Origin of the sequence: Streptomyces chryseus, from assembly GCF_014650755.1 — a bacterium.
In the GTDB taxonomy this organism is placed as follows: Bacteria; Actinomycetota; Actinomycetes; order Streptomycetales; family Streptomycetaceae; genus Streptomyces; species Streptomyces chryseus.
This window is the reverse complement of the sequence record NZ_BMVO01000014.1, coordinates 26,383-42,718: the sequence shown is the minus strand read 5'-3', so window position 1 is coordinate 42,718 and position 16,336 is coordinate 26,383. Positions and strand designations below refer to the sequence as shown.

Below are 16,336 nucleotides of genomic sequence, written 5' to 3'. Positions count from 1 at the left end.
GGCCCCGCCGGGCCCGGACGACGTCTGCCGCCGGTCCTACAGGCCCCGGTACTTGGGCGTGCGCCGCTCCACGAAGCTCGCCACGCCCTCGTTCGCGTCCGCCGTCGTCATGTTGATCTCCTGTGCGGTCGCCTCGGCGGCGAACGCGGTCGCCCGGTCGACGTCGAGGGAGGCGTTGACCAGCTGCTTGGCGAGGACGATCGAGCGGGTCGGACCGGCCGCCAGGCGCTCGGCCCAGGCCCGCGCGGTCCCGGCCAGTTCCGCGTCCGGCACGACACGGTTGACCAGGCCCAGTCGCTCCGCCTCGGCGGCCGGTACGGTGTCGCCGAAGAACATCAGCTCCTTCGCGCGCTGCGGGCCGACCAGGCGGGGCAGCAGGTACGCGCCGCCGCCGTCCGGGACCAGGCCGCGCCGTACGAAGACCTCGATGAACTGCGCGGATTCGGCGGCCAGCACCAGGTCGCAGGCGAACGCGAGGTGGGCGCCGATGCCGGCGGCGGTGCCGTTGACGGCGGCGATCACCGGCTTCTCGCAGTCCAGTACGGCGCTGATGAGCCGCTGCGCGCCGAGCCGGATCGTACGGGCGACGTCCCCCGCGACCCGGTCGCCGGCGCTCGCCGGCGCCCCGCGCAGGTCCGCGCCCGCGCAGAAGCCCTTGCCGGTGGCGGTGACGACCACGGCGCGGGTGGCGGGGTCGGCGGAGGCGGCGTTGAGCAGCGCGACGACGCGCTCCCGCTGGGGCCAGGTGAGGGCGTTCAGGGCGGCGGGGCGGTTGAGGGTGAGGTAGGCGACGCCGTTGTCGTAGGCGTGCAGCACTGAGGACTCGACGGGCTCGTCGGCCGCGTCGAGGGGGGAGTCGGTCGTCACGTGGCTCGCTCCTGGGGATGGTCGGGGAAGTCCGGTGGGGTGGCGGGGCATGGGGGACGGTGGGGTGGCGGGGTGCGGAGGCCGGTCGGGAGTCCGGTGGGGCGGCCGGGCGCGGAGGCCCGGTCGGTGCGGCTCCGCTACGGGGAGCGGTTCACCGGCACACCGCCAGCGCGTCCAGTGCCACCGCCCCCTGGCCGCGCGGGAGGATCATCAGGGGGTTGATGTCCAGCTCCGAGAGGGTGTCGCCCAGTTCCAGGGCCATGCGCTGGACCCGCAGGACCACTTCCACCAGTGCGTCCACGTCGGCCGGTGGCGCCCCCCGTACGCCCTCCAGCAGGGCGTGGCCGCGCAGTTCGGTGAGCATGGTCCGGGCCTGGTCCTCGCCGAACGGGGGCACCCGTACCGTCGCGTCGCGGAGCACCTCCACCAGGACGCCGCCGAGCCCGACCGTCACCGTCGGACCGAACAGCGCGTCCTGCGTGACGCCGACCATCATCTCGACACCCCGCTCCACCATCTGGCACACCAGGACGCCGTCCAGCTCGATCCCCTCGTACCGCGCGATGTCCGTCAGTTCGCGGTACGCGTCGCGGATCTGACTGGCGGAGGTCAGGCCGACCTTGACCAGGCCCAGCTCGCTCTTGTGCGCGAGGCGGGGCCCGGACGCCTTCATCACCACCGGGTAGCCGACGAGGCCCGCCGCCCGGACGGCCGCCGCCGCGCTGGTCACCAGTTGTTCGCGCGGTACGCGGATGCCGTACGCCCGCAGCAGTTGCTTCGCCGCGTGCTCGCTCAGCTGCTCGCCGGGACGCATCAGCGCCTGTGCCTTGCGGAAGGAGGGGGACGGGGTGCGGGGCGCCTCGTCGAAGGGGGAGCGGTAGGAGGAGGTGAAGCGGTGGTGGGCCAGGTAGGCGCGTACGGCGGAGATGCAGTTGCCGAACGTGCGGAAGGTGGCGACGTGCGACGAGCCGAGCAGGGTCTCGCGGTACGCCGCCTCCGTGCCCACCGGTGAGCCCCACACCACGCACACCAGCTTGTCCGTCGCCTCGGCCGCGTCGGCCAGGTCCTGCGCGAGCCTGTCGCTCATCGGGGGGAAGGGGCCGGTGATCGGGCAGACGAGGACGCCCACCGCCGGGTCGGCCAGGATCGCGTCGATGATCTTGCGGCCGCGCCAGTCGCCGACCGGATGGCCGCCGTTGTCGACGGGGTTGGCGACGCTCAGGTACTCCGGTATCCAGGTGTGCAGCTCGGCCTGCCGGGCCGCCGAGAGCTCCGGCAGCCGGAGCCCCGCCGCCGTCGCCAGGTCCGCGAAGTGGGCGCCCGTACCGCCCGAGATCGAATAGACGACGACGCCGTCGGACACCGGCTTGCGCGCCCTCGCCAGCAGGGCCGCCGTGTCCTGGAGTTCGTCGAGGCCGTCCACCCGGATCACGCCGAACTGCCGCATCGCCGCGTCCACCACCTCGTCCGCGCCGGTCAGCTTGCCGGTGTGCGAGGCGGCGGTACGGGCGCCCCGTTCGGTGCGGCCCACCTTGACCGCGACGACCGGCACGCCCGCCCGTGCGGCCCGGTCGGCGGCGAGCAGGAAGGAGCGGCCGTCCTTGAGTCCCTCGACGTAACAGGCGATCGCGCCGACCTCGGGCCGCTGGGCGAAGTACGAGATGAAGTCGGCGGTCTCCAGGTCGGCCTCGTTGCCGGTGGGCGCCCAGTGGGAGAGGCGGATGCCGAGGTCCTGGAGGGCGTGGACGGGGCGGCCCTGGTGGCCGGACTGGGTGATCAGGGCGATGGCGGGCCCGTCGAGGTCGTCGCGGAACCGCTCGAAGGCGTTGAGGTTGGTGTTCGGCCCGAGCAGCCGTACGCCGGACCGCTCGACCGCGGCGGCCAGCCGCGTCTGGGCGACGGCGCCCGCCTCGCCCGTCTCGGCGAAGCCGGAGGCGAAGGCGACGGCGAACCTGACCTTGGCCTCACCCAGCTCCGCGATCACCGGGACGGGATCGGCGACCAGCAGCACGGCCAGGTCGACCTGTTCGGCCAGGTCGCGGACGGAGGGCACGCAGGGCAGCCCGAAGACGGACGCGCGGGTGGGATGGACGGGGTGCAGCCGGGCGCCGACCCGCTCGGCCCAGGCGATCAGCTGCCGGGTGATCCCGGTGTTGGGCCTGCCCTCCGCGTCGGACGCGCCGACGACGGCCACCGACTCGGGCCGGAAGAACCGGTCGAGGTCGGGGACGTCCGCGTACAGGGGCCGGCCGCTGACGTCGAGGTCGCCGGCCGAGGTGGCGGTGGCAGTCGCCGTGTCGTGGACGGCGGCGTGCGGAACCTCGCCGCAGGCCACGACGCGGGCGCGGAGATCGGTGGTCAGGGTGCCGTGGGTAGATCCAAGCATGTCTCAGCCCGCTCCTGCTCGTCGGCCAACGTAACTGACGCGTAGTCAGATTACTGAACTGACGGCTCGTCAGGAACAGTCCGGCGGGCAAAGCCTCGGGGAAGGGCGCGGGCGGGGGTACGGGCGGGAGCGGAGGGCGGGTACGGACGCCGTGCCCGCCCTTCCCTCTCCCTACCCGGGCCTCGGCCCCGCCAAGACCTGATGTCAGCCGTCGAGGGCGGGCAGTTCCAGCCGGTTCAGGCGGTCGGTGTCGGCGAGGATGTTGATTTCGGCGATCCTCCCGTCCCTGAGGGTGAAGTGCATGACGGAGAACGTCTTCCCGTCCACCGCCGTGACGAGCCCCATCGCCCCGTTGACGAGCGCCGGCCGCGCGTACGGGGAGAACCGGGAGAACGTGAGCGCCTGCTCGACCACGTTCCGCGCGCCCCGCACGATCCTGGAGGCGTGGAGCGGCTTCACCGCCCCGGCGGTCACGAAACCGGTGTCGGCCCGCAGGACGACGTCCGGGTCCAGCAGCGCGAGGAGCGCGTCGAAGTCGCCCCCGCGCGAGGCGGCGAGGAAGGCGTCGACGACCTGGCGCTGCCGGCCGAGGTCGGGTTCCGGCGGCGGAGACGCCTGGACCCGGCGCCGGGCCCGGCTGGCGAGCTGCCGGGTCGCGGCCGGGGTGCGCTCGACGACGGGGGCGATGTCGTCGAACGGCACGGCGAACATGTCGTGCAGGACGAACGCCAGCCGCTCCGCGGGCGGCAGCGTCTCCAGTACGACGAGGAGCGCGAGCCCCACCGAGTCGGCGAGCACGGCCTGGTGCTCGGGGTCGGCCCGGTCGGCCCGGCTGACGACGGGGTCGGGCACCTGTGCGTACTCGTGCACGTCCAACGGGTCCTCGCGCCGTGACGTACGGGAACGCAGCATGTCCAGGCACACCCGCCCCACGACGGTCGTCAGCCAGCCGCCCAGGTTGGCGACCTCGGTGGTGTCGGAGCGGCTGAGCTTCAGCCACGCCTCCTGTACGGCGTCCTCCGCCTCGCTCAGCGAGCCCAGCATCCGGTACGCGACGGCGCGCAGATGCCCTCGGTGGGCCTCGAAGCGCTCCGCCAGAAGTTCGGGGTCGTCCATCGGTCACATTCCTCGGGAGTTCCGTCAATGGAGCAACGAACGGAAAAGCGGACAGACTTGAAGGAGCTCCATCATGCAGGCGCGGTTGCGGGAACCCACCATGGTCAGGTGGCGGGCACGGTCCGGTGGCCGGCGGGCGCAGGGGGCGCGCCGCGCGGATCAGCGGCCGGACCCGCGCCCCTTCGCGATCCGCTTGGCGATCTTCCGGGCGTCGAGGGCCATCTCACGGAACATGCCGCTGATCGGGTTGGTGAACCCCGTGAAGTACAGGCCCGGCGCCTTCGGCGGGGTGCGCGCCCCGTGCACCACGGGCCGGCCCCGCCCGTCCAGCACGCCGAGGTCGCCCACCAGGCCGTCCAGGGCGCGCTGGTATCCGGTGGCCGCGATCACCGCCCGCGGTGAGATCCGGGTGCCGTCCGCCAGGACGACCTTGTCCTGCTCGAAGGACTCGACGGCTGCCACCGGCTCGACGGCCCCGCGCTTCACGGCGGCGATCAGCCCGGCGTCCTGCACCGGGATCGCGCCCTCCCGCACCCGGGAGTAGAGGCCGGTGGACGGACGCGGCAGGCCGTGCGCCGAGAGGTCGGGGACCGCGAGCCGGCCCATCAGGGCGCCGGCCCGGTCCACCAGCCGGACCGGCAGGCGGCGTACGAGGATGCCGGTGGCCTGCGCGGGCCAGCCCGCCGTCGAGCGGCGGACGATGTGCGGGACGGTGCGCACGGCCAGGCGCACGCGCGCCGCGCCACCCTGCGCGAGGTCCACGGCGATCTCGGCGCCCGTGTTGCCCGTGCCGACGACCAGGACGTCCATGCCCTCGTACGGGCGCGGGTTGCGGTAGTGCGCGGCGTGCGTCAGTTCACCGGTGTACGTGTCGCGGCCGGGCCACTCGGGGACGTACGGCGTGTGGTTGTAGCCGGTGGCGACCACCACCGCCGAGCCGGTCAGTTCGCGGCCGCCGGTGGCGTGCAGCAGCCAGCCGCCGTCCTCGCCCGGGGCGGGCTCGACGCGCTCGACACGGGAGACCTCGACGCCGGTGACGATCTCCAGCCCGTGGTGCTCGGCGTACTTCTCCAGGTACCGCACCACGTCGTCCCGCGCCACCCACCGCCCGAACGCGCGCGGCATCGGCAGTCCGGGCAGGCCGGACAGGCGCCGCGTGGTGTGCAGGCGCAGCCGGTCGTAGTGGGCCCGCCAGGATGCTCCGACCGCGTCGGACTTCTCCAGGACGACGGCGCGTACGCCCCGTTCGCGCAGTGCCGCCGCGGCGGCCAGTCCGCCCGGTCCGCCGCCTATGACGTAGACGGGGTGGTCGTGGGTGGTATTGGTCATGATTCGTGAGCCTAACCGCGCACACCGTTGATGGGTCTCGGTCAAGACCGAAATCGGTTGCGAATCGGTCACGGACAGTCGCCGGCCCCTGCCTCTTGCGCGAAGCCCGCCCGATCCGCTGAACTGACGTACCGTCAGATCGGTGGCGCGGGGGCGGACGAAGGGGTGGTGGAACGGGATGCGGACCCTCTGGCTCGACGGCGCGCAATGGCTCGCGGTACTGCGCGTCGGCCTCGGCCTGTGGTGGCTGGAGAGCTGGCGCCACAAGGACAAGAAGGGCTGGTTCGAGCGCGGTACGGGCATCGCCTGGGCGGCGGACGTCGCCGGGAAGCACCGCTGGCCCGCGGTGAAGCGCGGCTTCGACACCGTGGTCGCGCCCCGGCCCCGCACGATGGCGTACGTCGTCGTGTACGCCGAACTCGCCCTCGGACTCGGCCTGGTCTTCGGGGTCCTGACGCCCGTCGCCCTGGTCGGCGGGCTGCTCCTGAACCTCCTCTACCTCGTCCTGATGATCCACGACTGGGCCGAGCAGGGGCAGAACGCCATGATGGCGCTCATCTCGCTCGTCGCCCTCTTCGCCCTGTCCTGGCAGACCTGGTCCCTCGATCACGCGATCGGATGGCTCGGGGCATGAGCGCCGCCGTGCCCGACATCGACGCGTTCACCCGCCCCTACTGGGACGCCGCCGCCGACGGCCGCCTGCTGCTGCGCCGCTGCCGCGCCTGCGGCCGGCCGCACCACTATCCGCGCGAGTTCTGCCCGTACTGCTGGAGCGAGGACGTCGGGTGGGAGCGGGCGAGCGGCCGCGCGACGCTCTACACCTGGTCGGTGGTCCACCGCAACGACCTGCCGCCCTTCGGCGCCCGCGTCCCGTACACGGCCGCCGTCGTGGACCTGGCGGAGGGGCCGCGCATGATGACGGAGATCGTCGGCTGCGCGGAGTCGGAGCTGCGGATCGGGATGCCGCTGACGGTGACCTTCCGGCAGGAGGGCGAAGGGCCGGCGGTTCCCGTCTTCCGGACGGCTCAGCTCTCCGGGGACAGGCAGAGCTGAGCGGCGACCACCTCGTTCAGCGGCCGTTCGCGAAGGCGGCGGGCTGATTGCCGGTCACGGCCAGAGCAGCTCCCGTACCCACGTGTCCCCCTCCCGCCGATAGCGCAGCCGTACGTGCCGTCGCCGCTCGTCGCCCTGGAAGAACTCGACCTCGCGCGGCTCCAGCACGTACACCGTCCAGGTCGCCGATTCGCTGTCCGGTTCGGCCTCTGCCCGTGCCCAGGCCGCCTCGCTCGCCCGCGCCAGCTCCTCCCGCGAGCGCAGCACCTCGCTCTGCCGCCCCACCAGTGCCGACGCCAGCGCCCCCGTCGAGCGGGCGTGCAGGTCGGCGGCGGCCTCCTCGGGCGTGCCCGTCACGACCTGCCCCCGTACCCGGACCTGGCGGCCCTGGACCGGCCAGTAGAAGCCGAGCGCCGCGTGCGGGTCGGCGGCGAGCTGGCGGCCCTTGGCGCTGGTGGCGTGCGAGGCGAAGTGCCAGCCCCGCTCGTCGGCGTCGTGCAGCATCAGCGTCCGCACGTCGGGCAGCCCGTCCGGGTCGACGGTGGCCAGTGACATGGTGTGCGGCTCGCTCTGCCCGGCCTCCGCCGCCGCCACGAACCACTGCCGGAAGAGGGGCAGCGGATCGGCGGGCGCGGTGTCCGGGTCGAAGGCGGGGAGGGCGGTGTCCCATACGCGCAGCGAGCGGAGAGTCTGGTGGAAGGTGGTCACCGAGCCATCATGCGCTCTCCGGTGGCAGCGCCACTCGAAGGGGTGGAGGCGGGCGAGCGACCTGATGCGCACCACTCACGGCGACAGCGTCTTGGGCAGATGCGTATCCAGAGGGGGTATGGCCATGGCGCCCACCGTGATCGACCTGGATGACGAGGCTCTGGAAGAAGCCGCACGCCTTCTGGGCACGACGCCCAAGAGGGACACGGTCAACACCGCCCTCCGGGAGATCGTGGGCCGGCTCACCCGTCCCGCCCCAGCACCACCGTCCCCGACGAGCAGAACCAGCCGCCCGTCCCCGACGCCACCGCCAGCTCCGGCAGGCTGCCGTCCGCCCGGCGGACCTGGCCCTCGCCCGCCTCTCCGCGCAGTTGCCGTACTGCCTCCACCAACAGGAACAGTCCCCGCATCCCCGGATGGCAGGCGGACAGGCCGCCGCCGTCGGTGTTCACCGGCAGCGCGCCGTCGCGCAGCAGCCGGCCCTTCTCGACGAACGCGCCGCCCTCGCCCTTCGCGCAGAACCCGAGGTCCTCCAGCGTCACCAGGGTCATGTAGGTGAAGGCGTCGTAGATCTCGGCGAGGTCGATGTCCGAGGGGCGCACGCCCGCCCGCTCGAAGGCCAGGCGTCCGGAGACGGCGGCCGGGGAGACGGTGAAGTCGTCCCACTCGGACATGGTGGTGTGCGAGACGGCGGTTCCGGAGCCCAGCACCCACACCGGGGCCTTGGCCGCGTCGGGCACGTACTCCTGCGCCACCATCAGCACCGCGCAGCCGCCGTCGCTGCGGACGCAGCAGTGCAGCTTGGTGAACGGGTCGGCGATCACCGGGCCGGACAGTACGTCGTCCACCGTCACCGGGTCGCGGAACATCGCGTCGGGGTTGGTCGCCGCGTTCGCCCGGGCCTGGACGGCGACCTCGGCGAGCTGCTCCAGGGTGGTGCCGTACTCGTGCATGTGGCGGCGGGCGGCCATCGCGTACTTGGCGACGAGCGTGTGCCCGTACGGGACCTCGAACTGGAGGGGGCCGCGCCCGCCGAACGACAGGTTCGAGGTGCGGCGCCCCGCCTTGATGTCGGCGCGGGCCGTCGAGCCGTACACGAGCAGTACGGCGTTGGCGTGGCCGGCGGCGATCGCGTCGGCGGCGTGCGCGGCCATGACCTCCCAGGTGGAGCCGCCGACGCCGGTCGAGTCGACCCAGGTGGGGCGCAGCCCCAGGTACTCGGCGACCTCGACCGGTGCGAGCGTGCCGAGGCCGGCGGAGGCGAAGCCGTCGACGACGGACCGGTCGAGACCGGAGTCGGCGAGGGCGCGGCGGGCGGCCTGGGCGTGGAGGGCGTAGGGAGTGGCCTCGTCGACGCGTCCGCAGTCGGAGAGGGCCGCGCCGACGACGGCCACCTTGCGGGGGGAGCGGGGAGCCAGCATGCATCTGACGGTACATCAGATAACTGTCCCCGCACGGGCTTCGATGTGACGCGAGGGGGAGAGCCGTCGCCCCGCGCCTCTGTGCATCTCGCCTCCCCGCCCCTAACATGACGGCCCGTCAGGCGAGGAGGGAGTTCCATGGACGCCGCCTTCACCGTGGAGCAGGAAGAGATCCGGCGCACGCTGCGCGAGCTGCTGGCCAAGCGGAGCGGTCCCGAGGAGGTGAAGTCGGCCGTACGGACCACCGCCGGGTACGACGACGGCCTCTGGCGGCAGCTCGCCGAGCAGGTCGGGCTGCCGGGCCTCGCCCTGCCCGCCGTGTACGGCGGAGTCGGCTGCGGGACCGTCGAGCTGGCCCTCGCCTGCGAGGAGACGGGCCGGGTCCTCCTGCCCTCACCGCTGCTGGCCACCGCCGTCCTCGCCGCCCCGCTGATCGCCGCCCTCGGCACGATGGCCCAGCGCGAGGCCCTGCTCCCGCCGGTCGCCGACGGCACGCTGACCGCCACCCTCGCCGTACCCGGCGGCGGCCTGTCCGCCGCGCTCGCCCTCACCGGCGACAACACCGGCGGCGAGTGGGCGGGCGGCGGCCGGTCCGGCGGCGTACAGGCCCGGCGTACCGGCTCGGGAGGACGGGACGGCACGTGGACCCTGTACGGGGAGGCCGCGCAGGTGCTCGACGGGCACAGCGCCGGCCTGCTGGTCGTCGCCGCCCACACCGGGGGCTTCGCGCGCGGCCGGACCCTGCTGTTCCTCGTACGGGCCGGGGCGGCGGGGCTGGTCCGCGTACGCCAGACCACCCTGGACGAGACCCGCACCCAGGCCCGCGTACAACTGCGCGAGGTCGAAGCGGAGTTGCTGGGCGCGGACGACGCCGCCGACGTGCCCGGCGCCCTGGCGGACGCCGGGCGCACCGCCGCCGTCGTGCTCGCCGCCGAAGCGGTCGGCGCCGCCTCGTACGCGCTGGAGCGCACCGTCGACCACGTCAAGGCCCGCGAGCAGTTCGGGCGGGCGATCGGCTCCTTCCAGGCGGTCAAGCACCGGCTGGCCGACCTCTACGTACAGGTGCGGGCCGCGCGTTCGGCGGCCTACTACGCGGCCTGGGACCCGGCCACCGGCGGCCTGGCGCTCGCGCAGGCCGTGGAGGCGCTGCGCACGACCACGGCGGAGGCCGTCCAGCTGCACGGCGGGATCGGGTTCACGTGGGAGCACGACGCGCACCTGTACTTCAAGCGGGCGGCGTCGGACGAGCTGCTGTTCGGCCCCGTCCACCGGCTGCGCGACCGCGCGGCACGGGTCGCGGGTCTCTTCGGCGGTACCCGGGAGGAGGACGCGATGGCAGTCGCCGGTCCCGGGGTGGAACGAGAGGTGACGTCCTGATGCGGCCGGGAACGCGCCTCGTGCAGAAGCTGTCCTCGACCCGCGCCTTCGCCCGGATCGCCCCGCACGTCGTCCCCGCCATGGACCGCGCCGTCCACCGTCTGACGCGGGGCAGGGTGCTGCCCAGCGCGCGGATGCTGCCCGGCCTGGTCCTCACGGCGAAGGGCGCCAGGAGCGGCGAGCCGCGCACCACGCCGTTGGCGTGCGTGCCGCTGGGGCCGGGCGGCGGCTGGATCCTCGTCGGCAGCAACTTCGGCAGGCCGGGGCATCCCGCCTGGACCGCCAACCTCATCAAGCACCCGGACGCCCGGATCAGCTGGCGCGGCAAGGACGTCGAGGTGCGGGCACGGCTGCTGGAGGGCGCGGAGCGGGAAGCGGTGTGGGAGGAGGCGCTGAGGTTCTGGCCGCCCTACGCGACGTACCAGGCGAGGGTGGAGCGGCAGATCCGGCTCTTCCGGCTGGAGGAACGGGCGGACGCCGGGCCGGGGGACTCCTGACGACACCGGACCGCTGACGGCGCCCGGACGGCCGAGCGCGCCTGATTCCTCGGGCCGGTGCTCCTGCAGGCGCCGGACGCCGCGCGCGCCGGACGTCTGCCGCTGGAAACGCCGCAGCGGCGGACCGGTGCGGGGCCGCCGCTGCGCAGACAGGACTGGGGGCGACGCCGGCTCCCTCGGAGGGCCGGATCGAGGAGTGGGGTTACTTCGTCGGCTTCTTGCCCGTGATGCCCAGGTGGACCAACAGGGCCAGGTTGGGACGGAGTTCGGTCTGCTTCACACCCCAGGTCTGGAAGCCCTTCTGGTGCGAGGCGACCGCCGCGAGCATCGCGACGAGAGAGCCGGCCATCGCGGCGGGGCTGACGTCCTTGTCCACCTTGCCCTTGGCCTGGAGCTCTTTCACCGTGTCCGTAAGGGAGTTGGTGACCGAGTTCAGGATCTTCATGCGGATCTTGTAGAACCGCTTGTCGCCCTCGGCGGCGCCGAGGTCGACGACACGCAGGATGGCGTCGTTTTTGCGCCAGAAGTCGAGGAAGCCCTCGACAAGTTCCTCGGAGGTCGCCCAGCCCGCCTTGCCGACCCAGGAGCGGCCGGAGACGAGTTCGGTCAACCCGGCGCCCTCCTTGGCCATTTCTTCCGCGATTTCGAGGACGGCGCCCTCCACATCAGGGAAGTACTGGTAGAAAGTCGCGGGTGAAGTGCCCGCCTTCCGGGCCACATCGATGACTTTGACGTCGCGGTAGGGCGAGGAGCTGAGCATCTCGCTGAGGCAGTCGAGCAGCTTCTGCCGCGTCGCCTGACCGCGTCGTCCGGCCACGCGGCCGTCGACGGTGCGTACTTGTCCTGTCATGCCGTCAGCTTACCGAGGGGTGATCGGAGCGCGATTCGGCCGACTGCAAATGGGGAACCGGCCAGCCGCCCCGGCCCGGGCGGCCCCCGCTGCCGCCCCCGTCGGCCCCCTCTGCCACCCCCGTCGACCCCCTTCCGACCGACGCGGACCCGAATAGTCTTATCAACAGCCTGTGGACAACTTTGGTGGACAACCCGGGTCCGGCCTGGCGTGATGCCCCGACATGCGAGCGTTTGTTCGATTCATTTCCCTGCGTGGAGCGCGGGCGGCCGTTAGCTTGAGATGACGGGCGCCACACATCGCCCCGCCCTGCGCGACGGAAGGATCCGGGCCATGGCCGTATACGCGGAAGGCATGCCGTGCTGGGTCGATGTGACGCTGGACGACGTCGAAGCGGGCAAGCGGTTCTACGGCGGGCTGTTCGGCTGGACCTTCGCGGACCCCGGCATCGACGACCGGGCGCGCACGGGCTGGTCGGGCAGGGCGGGTCGGACGGCGTTCGTCAACGCCCTCAGCGGCGGCAAGAAGGTCGCGGCCCTCGCGCCCAAGCGTGACGGCCGCATGCCCACCGCCTGGGGGATCTACTTCGCCGCCGACGACGTCACGGCGCTCGCCGCGCGGATCAGGGAGGCGGGCGGCCAGATGGTGACCGACCCGCTGCCCGTGCCCCCGCTGGGCACGACGGCCGCGGCCGCCGATCCCGGCGGTGCGGTCTTCGGCCTGTGGCAGGCCGGCAGCCATGCCGGGTTCGAGGTGCGGGACCGGCCGGGCTCCTTCTGCTGGACCGAGGTCTACGCGCGGGACAAGACCCGTACCGACCCCTTCTACGAGACGGTCTTCGGCTTCCGGGGCTTCGACCTGGACGAGGCGGGCGAGGACTTCAGGACCTGGTCCCCGGCGGGCGCCGATCCCGGCCCCGACACGGCCATCGGGGGCCGCAGCGTCATGGGGAACGCGTTCCCGGCCGAGATGCCCGACCACTTCCTGGTCTATTTCGTGGTCGGTGACTGCGACGAGGCCGCCGCGCGGGCCGCCGAGCTCGGCGGGCGGGTCCAGGCGGAGCCCTTCGACACCCCGCACGGGCGGATCGCGGTGCTCACCGACGACCAGGGCGCCACGTTCGCCGTACTGGCGGAACTGACGGCGTCGGCGGACGCGGCGGTGCCGACGGACGCTGCAGCCCCTGCGGACGAGGCGTCGTCCGCGGACGCGAGCGAGCCGGCCGCACAGGCGGAGCCGGCCGATGCGGCCGATTCGAACGACTCCTCCGAACGCGCCGATGTGGCCGAAAGTGACGAGACCGGCGAGCGCCCCACCCCCGACGAGCCCCGCGAAACCGCGACGTAGCAGCGCATCACCGACATTTTACGTCTGCTTGACCTGTCCGAATACGGGTGAGACACCCCGGTCCGCCCCCGGGTTCGCCACCATCGCCTCAGACAGGAAGAATCAGGGTGCGCACCGCTGGGTGGTGCCCAGTGGTGAGACGCTTCACGGGGCTGTGTTTGCGGCCTCGTACGGGGAGGTGGCAGGCAAGTTATGGAGCAGCTGACGCAGCACGACCCGCGGCGGATCGGCCCGTTCGAGGTGCTGGCACGGCTCGGGGCCGGCGGCATGGGGCTGGTCTATCTCGCGCGGTCGGCGTCGGGCCGGCGCGTGGCGATCAAGACGGTACGGACCGAACTCGCCGAGGACCAGCTGTTCCGCGTCCGTTTCACGCGCGAGGTGGAGGCCGCCCGGGCGGTCAGCGGGTTCTACACGGCAGCCGTCGTGGACGCAGATCCGCGGGCGGCGGTGCCGTGGCTGGCCACGGCGTACGTCCCCGCGCCCTCCCTCGAAGAAATAGTGAATGAATGCGGGCCGATGCCGGCCCAGGCGGTGCGCTGGCTGGCGGCGGGCATCGCCGAGGCGCTCCAGTCCATCCACGGCGCCGGACTGGTCCACCGCGACCTCAAGCCGTCGAACGTCCTGGTGGTCGAGGACGGGCCGCGCGTCATCGACTTCGGTATCGCCTCGGGCGTCTCCAACACCCGGCTGACCATGACCAACGTCGCCGTCGGAACGCCCGCCTACATGTCGCCCGAGCAGGCGCGCGACTCGCGCAGCGTGACGGGCGCCAGCGACATCTTCTCGCTCGGCTCGACCCTGGTCTTCGCGGCGACGGGGCACGCGCCCTTCCACGGCGCGAACCCGGTCGAGACGGTCTTCATGCTGCTGCGGGAGGGCCCGGACACCGAGGGGCTGCCCGACGAGCTGCGTCCGCTGATCGAGTCGTGCATGCAGAGGGAAGCGGTACGGCGGCCCAGCCCGGCCGACCTCCAGGCGCAGCTCTCGCCGCACCTCTTCGCCTCGGGCGAGGACGACAGCGGTACGGCGTCCGCGTGGCTGCCCGCACGGGCCACCGCGATGATCGAGCAGCGCCGTGGCGGGCGCCCCGCGCTGCCCAGTGCGCCGCAGTCGCGGGCGCACTCCACGCCGCCGAGGCCGCAGGACCCGCCGCCGTTCGCCCCGGTGGCGTCCCGGTCGGAGGGGCCCGCTTCCCCGTCCCCGGCCGCCGCGTACGCGGACGGCCACGCGCCGCAGGGTGCGCACGCCGGCCACCCGGCGCAGGGCGGGCACGGTGGGCAGGCTGCGCACACCGCCCAGCAGGGCGCCCTCAGGCTGCCCGGCTCCAAGGTCCCGATCGGGCCGGGCCCGCGCGTGGCCGACGGCCGTACCGCCGCCGCCGTCGCCGTACCGGGGGAGCAGGCCACCGGGTGGATCAGGCCGCCGGCCGGTCTGGGCGCCGCCGCGAACGGGGCCGACGCCGGTTCCGCGTCCGTGCCCGCCCCGCCGCCCCCGGCCGTTCCGCCGCCCGCCCCGTCGGCGGACGGGGCGGGGCCGTCCGGGGGATGGCGCCCGTGGCGGTTCCGCATGTCGAACGACGTGTGGGGCACCCCGGCCGTCGCCGGCGATCTGGTCTACGTCACCTCCTTCGAGGTGCACGCCCTGGACGTGGCCAGCGGCCGGCGTCAGTTCAAGACGCGTGACGTCGCCTGGGCCATGGCGGTCGCGGGCGGCCGTATCCACGCCTCCGACGGGCCGACGCTGTACGCCCTGGACGCCTCCGACGGCCAGGAGCGCTGGCGGCTGCAGACCGACGCGTGGGTGTACTCCCTCAAGGCCGAACGCGGCACCGTGGTGACCGGCACGCGCGGTGGCGGCGTCCAGGCGTGGGAGGCGTCCAACGGTCAGAAGCTGTGGGAACTCACCGGCGCCCAGAGCGACTTCGAGACCCCGGAGGCGGGTCCGGCCGTACACGACGACACCGTGTACGTGTGGCAGGACGCGCGGCTGCGGGCCCTGGACGCCCGTACCGGCACGGAGCGCTGGTCGTACCCGATCGGCGACGCGGCGTCCTGCGGCGGCGTGCCGCTGCGGCTGACGCCGGCAGCGGACGGCTACGTGTACATCGCCGCCGGTACGCGGGTCCTGGCCGTCGACGCCGTCAGCGGCCGGGTGCGGTGGCACTTCGAGGCCCCGGCGGTCTTCCTGAGTCCGCCCTCCTTCGCGCCGGGCCCGGCCGTCGCGGGCGGTGGCGTCTACCTGGCCGACTACCTCGGCACGGTGTACGCCCTGGACGCCGCCACCGGCAAGGACCGGTGGCGCATCGCCACGGAGTCCCGCCAGTCCATCGAGCCGGTGCTCGTCGTCGCGGGCAACGTCCACGTGGGCAGCGGCAGCGCGCTCTACACCCTGGACGCGGTGACCGGCACCCCGAAGTGGCGCTTCGCGGCGGGCGGCGAGGTCGTGGGCGCACCCGTGGTCTCGGACGGCCGCGTCCACTTCGGGTCGGCGGACCACTGCCTCTACACGCTGGACGCGAGCGGCGGGCAGCTGCGCTGGAAGCTGGCGACGGGCGGCGAGATCACCGGCTCGCCGGTGGCGCAGGGCGGTGTGGTGTACGCGTGCAGCAAGGACCGGTGCGTGTACGCGCTGGACGCGGTCAAGGGCACGGCGACGGGCCGGCAGTCGGGGACGCGCGCCTGACGGGGGGCGGCCGGGGGACGGTGGCGGTAGCGGTGTTCCGCTAGCGGTAGCGGTGGTCCTCCGGCGGCGGCCGGTCGTCCGGCCCGTACGGACCCCCGCGCCCGTTCCCGTGCGGATCGTCGCGCCCGTCGCCGTACGGTCCTCCCCGCCCGTCCGGGCCCTCCGGTCCGCCCTGGCCGGGGCTCCACGGGTAGGGCTGGTCCGGCCCCTCCCGCTGTGCGGGCTCGTACGGGTGGTGGTGGTCGCCGTCCACGCGCCTGCGCCGCCGCGCGCGTCCGGGCAGCAGGACGGCGGCGAGCAGGAGGAGTACGCCGCCGCCGAGGGCCAGCGCGACGCCCACGTCGAGCCCGGTGCCGTCGGTGTCCACCGTCAGGCCGTCCTGCGCTTGGCCCACGCGGACCATCCACAGCATGGTGAACCCGAGCACGACGACGCCGGCGAGAGCGACCGCCGCACGGGAGCGCAGCAGAAGACCGGCCAGGGTCAGCAGGGCGGCGAAGGCGAACGGCAGCAGGAGCGAACCCATGATCGCCGCCCCGCTGTCCGTGATGCCGCCGAAAAGGTCGCCGATGCGGTAGTCGCGCCCGAGACGGCCGTCGTACCAGGTGCGGAAGGGGCTCAGCACGGCGGCCGTCGCTCCGACGAGGGCAAGGATCCAGCCGAGTACGTTGCGGATCATCGCCGCCTCCTTGGGGTGGCTCTC

Annotated in this window: 13 protein-coding genes and 2 pseudogenes; 7 read left to right on the top strand and 8 right to left on the bottom strand. The window is 73.5% G+C overall.

Features of this window, described 5'->3' with window-relative positions; all coding sequences use genetic code 11:
* Window positions 1-36: 36 nt before the first annotated feature.
* From IE185_RS20855 to IE185_RS20840, 4 genes are all read right to left on the bottom strand, one after another.
* On the bottom strand, window positions 37-867 hold the full coding sequence (locus IE185_RS20855; protein ID WP_229843615.1) for an enoyl-CoA hydratase/isomerase family protein: 831 nt from the start codon (window positions 865-867) through the stop codon (window positions 37-39).
* Window positions 868-1,018: 151 nt separating this feature from the next.
* Window positions 1,019-3,253 (bottom strand): acetate--CoA ligase family protein, encoded by a 2,235-nt coding sequence (locus IE185_RS20850; RefSeq protein ID WP_189715717.1) that lies wholly within the window; start codon window positions 3,251-3,253, stop codon window positions 1,019-1,021.
* A 204-nt stretch (window positions 3,254-3,457) separates the two neighbouring features.
* Window positions 3,458-4,369 (bottom strand): RNA polymerase sigma factor SigJ, encoded by a 912-nt coding sequence (sigJ, locus tag IE185_RS20845; protein WP_138898615.1) that lies wholly within the window; start codon window positions 4,367-4,369, stop codon window positions 3,458-3,460.
* 159 nt (window positions 4,370-4,528) lie between these two features.
* Window positions 4,529-5,698 carry a flavin-containing monooxygenase gene (locus IE185_RS20840; RefSeq protein WP_138898616.1) on the bottom strand — a complete coding sequence of 390 codons (1,170 nt, stop codon included), beginning with the start codon at window positions 5,696-5,698 and terminating at the stop codon, window positions 4,529-4,531.
* 178 nt (window positions 5,699-5,876) lie between these two features.
* Here IE185_RS20840 and IE185_RS20835 point away from each other — a divergent pair, with 178 nt between their 5' ends.
* Both IE185_RS20835 and IE185_RS20830 read left to right on the top strand, forming a co-directional pair.
* The gene (locus IE185_RS20835; protein ID WP_138898617.1) at window positions 5,877-6,332 is read left to right on the top strand and encodes a DoxX family protein; all 456 of its coding nucleotides are present in this window, start codon (window positions 5,877-5,879) and stop codon (window positions 6,330-6,332) included.
* A complete protein-coding gene (locus tag IE185_RS20830) occupies window positions 6,329-6,751 on the top strand; it encodes a Zn-ribbon domain-containing OB-fold protein (RefSeq protein WP_138898618.1) in 423 nt (140 codons plus the stop codon). Before IE185_RS20835 ends, IE185_RS20830 begins: the two co-directional genes overlap by 4 nt.
* Before the next feature lie 54 nt (window positions 6,752-6,805).
* Here IE185_RS20830 and IE185_RS20825 read toward each other — a convergent pair whose 3' ends face one another.
* Complete coding sequence (locus tag IE185_RS20825) at window positions 6,806-7,459, bottom strand: pyridoxine/pyridoxamine 5'-phosphate oxidase (RefSeq protein WP_138898619.1); 654 nt, start codon at window positions 7,457-7,459, stop codon at window positions 6,806-6,808.
* A 124-nt stretch (window positions 7,460-7,583) separates the two neighbouring features.
* Here IE185_RS20825 and IE185_RS20820 point away from each other — a divergent pair.
* Window positions 7,584-7,709: pseudogene (locus tag IE185_RS20820) on the top strand (type II toxin-antitoxin system VapB family antitoxin); the annotation flags it as partial.
* Here the strand turns inward: IE185_RS20820 and IE185_RS20815 are convergent.
* Complete coding sequence (locus IE185_RS20815; protein WP_138909141.1) at window positions 7,702-8,880, bottom strand: thiolase C-terminal domain-containing protein; 1,179 nt, start codon at window positions 8,878-8,880, stop codon at window positions 7,702-7,704. The pseudogene IE185_RS20820 and the gene IE185_RS20815 overlap by 8 nt on opposite strands.
* 138 nt (window positions 8,881-9,018) lie before the next feature.
* Here IE185_RS20815 and IE185_RS20810 point away from each other — a divergent pair, with 138 nt between their 5' ends.
* Both IE185_RS20810 and IE185_RS20805 read left to right on the top strand, forming a co-directional pair.
* Entirely contained in the window at window positions 9,019-10,257 is a 1,239-nt protein-coding gene (locus IE185_RS20810) for an acyl-CoA dehydrogenase family protein (RefSeq protein ID WP_138898697.1), read from the top strand.
* The gene (locus IE185_RS20805; protein WP_138898696.1) at window positions 10,257-10,754 is read left to right on the top strand and encodes a nitroreductase family deazaflavin-dependent oxidoreductase; all 498 of its coding nucleotides are present in this window, start codon (window positions 10,257-10,259) and stop codon (window positions 10,752-10,754) included. Before IE185_RS20810 ends, IE185_RS20805 begins: the two co-directional genes overlap by 1 nt.
* 202 nt (window positions 10,755-10,956) lie before the next feature.
* Here the strand turns inward: IE185_RS20805 and IE185_RS20800 are convergent, their stop codons facing one another.
* A complete protein-coding gene (locus tag IE185_RS20800; RefSeq protein WP_138898695.1) occupies window positions 10,957-11,604 on the bottom strand; it encodes a TetR family transcriptional regulator in 648 nt (215 codons plus the stop codon).
* Between the two features lie 333 nt (window positions 11,605-11,937).
* On the opposite strand from IE185_RS20800, the pseudogene kbpA reads away from it, so the two are divergent.
* Window positions 11,938-12,735: pseudogene (gene kbpA / locus IE185_RS20795) on the top strand (AfsK-binding protein KbpA); the annotation flags it as partial.
* Between the two features lie 408 nt (window positions 12,736-13,143).
* Window positions 13,144-15,633 carry a protein serine/threonine kinase AfsK gene (gene afsK / locus IE185_RS20790; protein ID WP_189715713.1) on the top strand — a complete coding sequence of 830 codons (2,490 nt, stop codon included), beginning with the start codon at window positions 13,144-13,146 and terminating at the stop codon, window positions 15,631-15,633.
* Between the two features lie 40 nt (window positions 15,634-15,673).
* Here the strand turns inward: afsK and IE185_RS20785 are convergent, their stop codons facing one another.
* Window positions 15,674-16,312 (bottom strand): hypothetical protein, encoded by a 639-nt coding sequence (locus IE185_RS20785; RefSeq protein WP_229843614.1) that lies wholly within the window; start codon window positions 16,310-16,312, stop codon window positions 15,674-15,676.
* Window positions 16,313-16,336 lie beyond the last annotated feature (24 nt).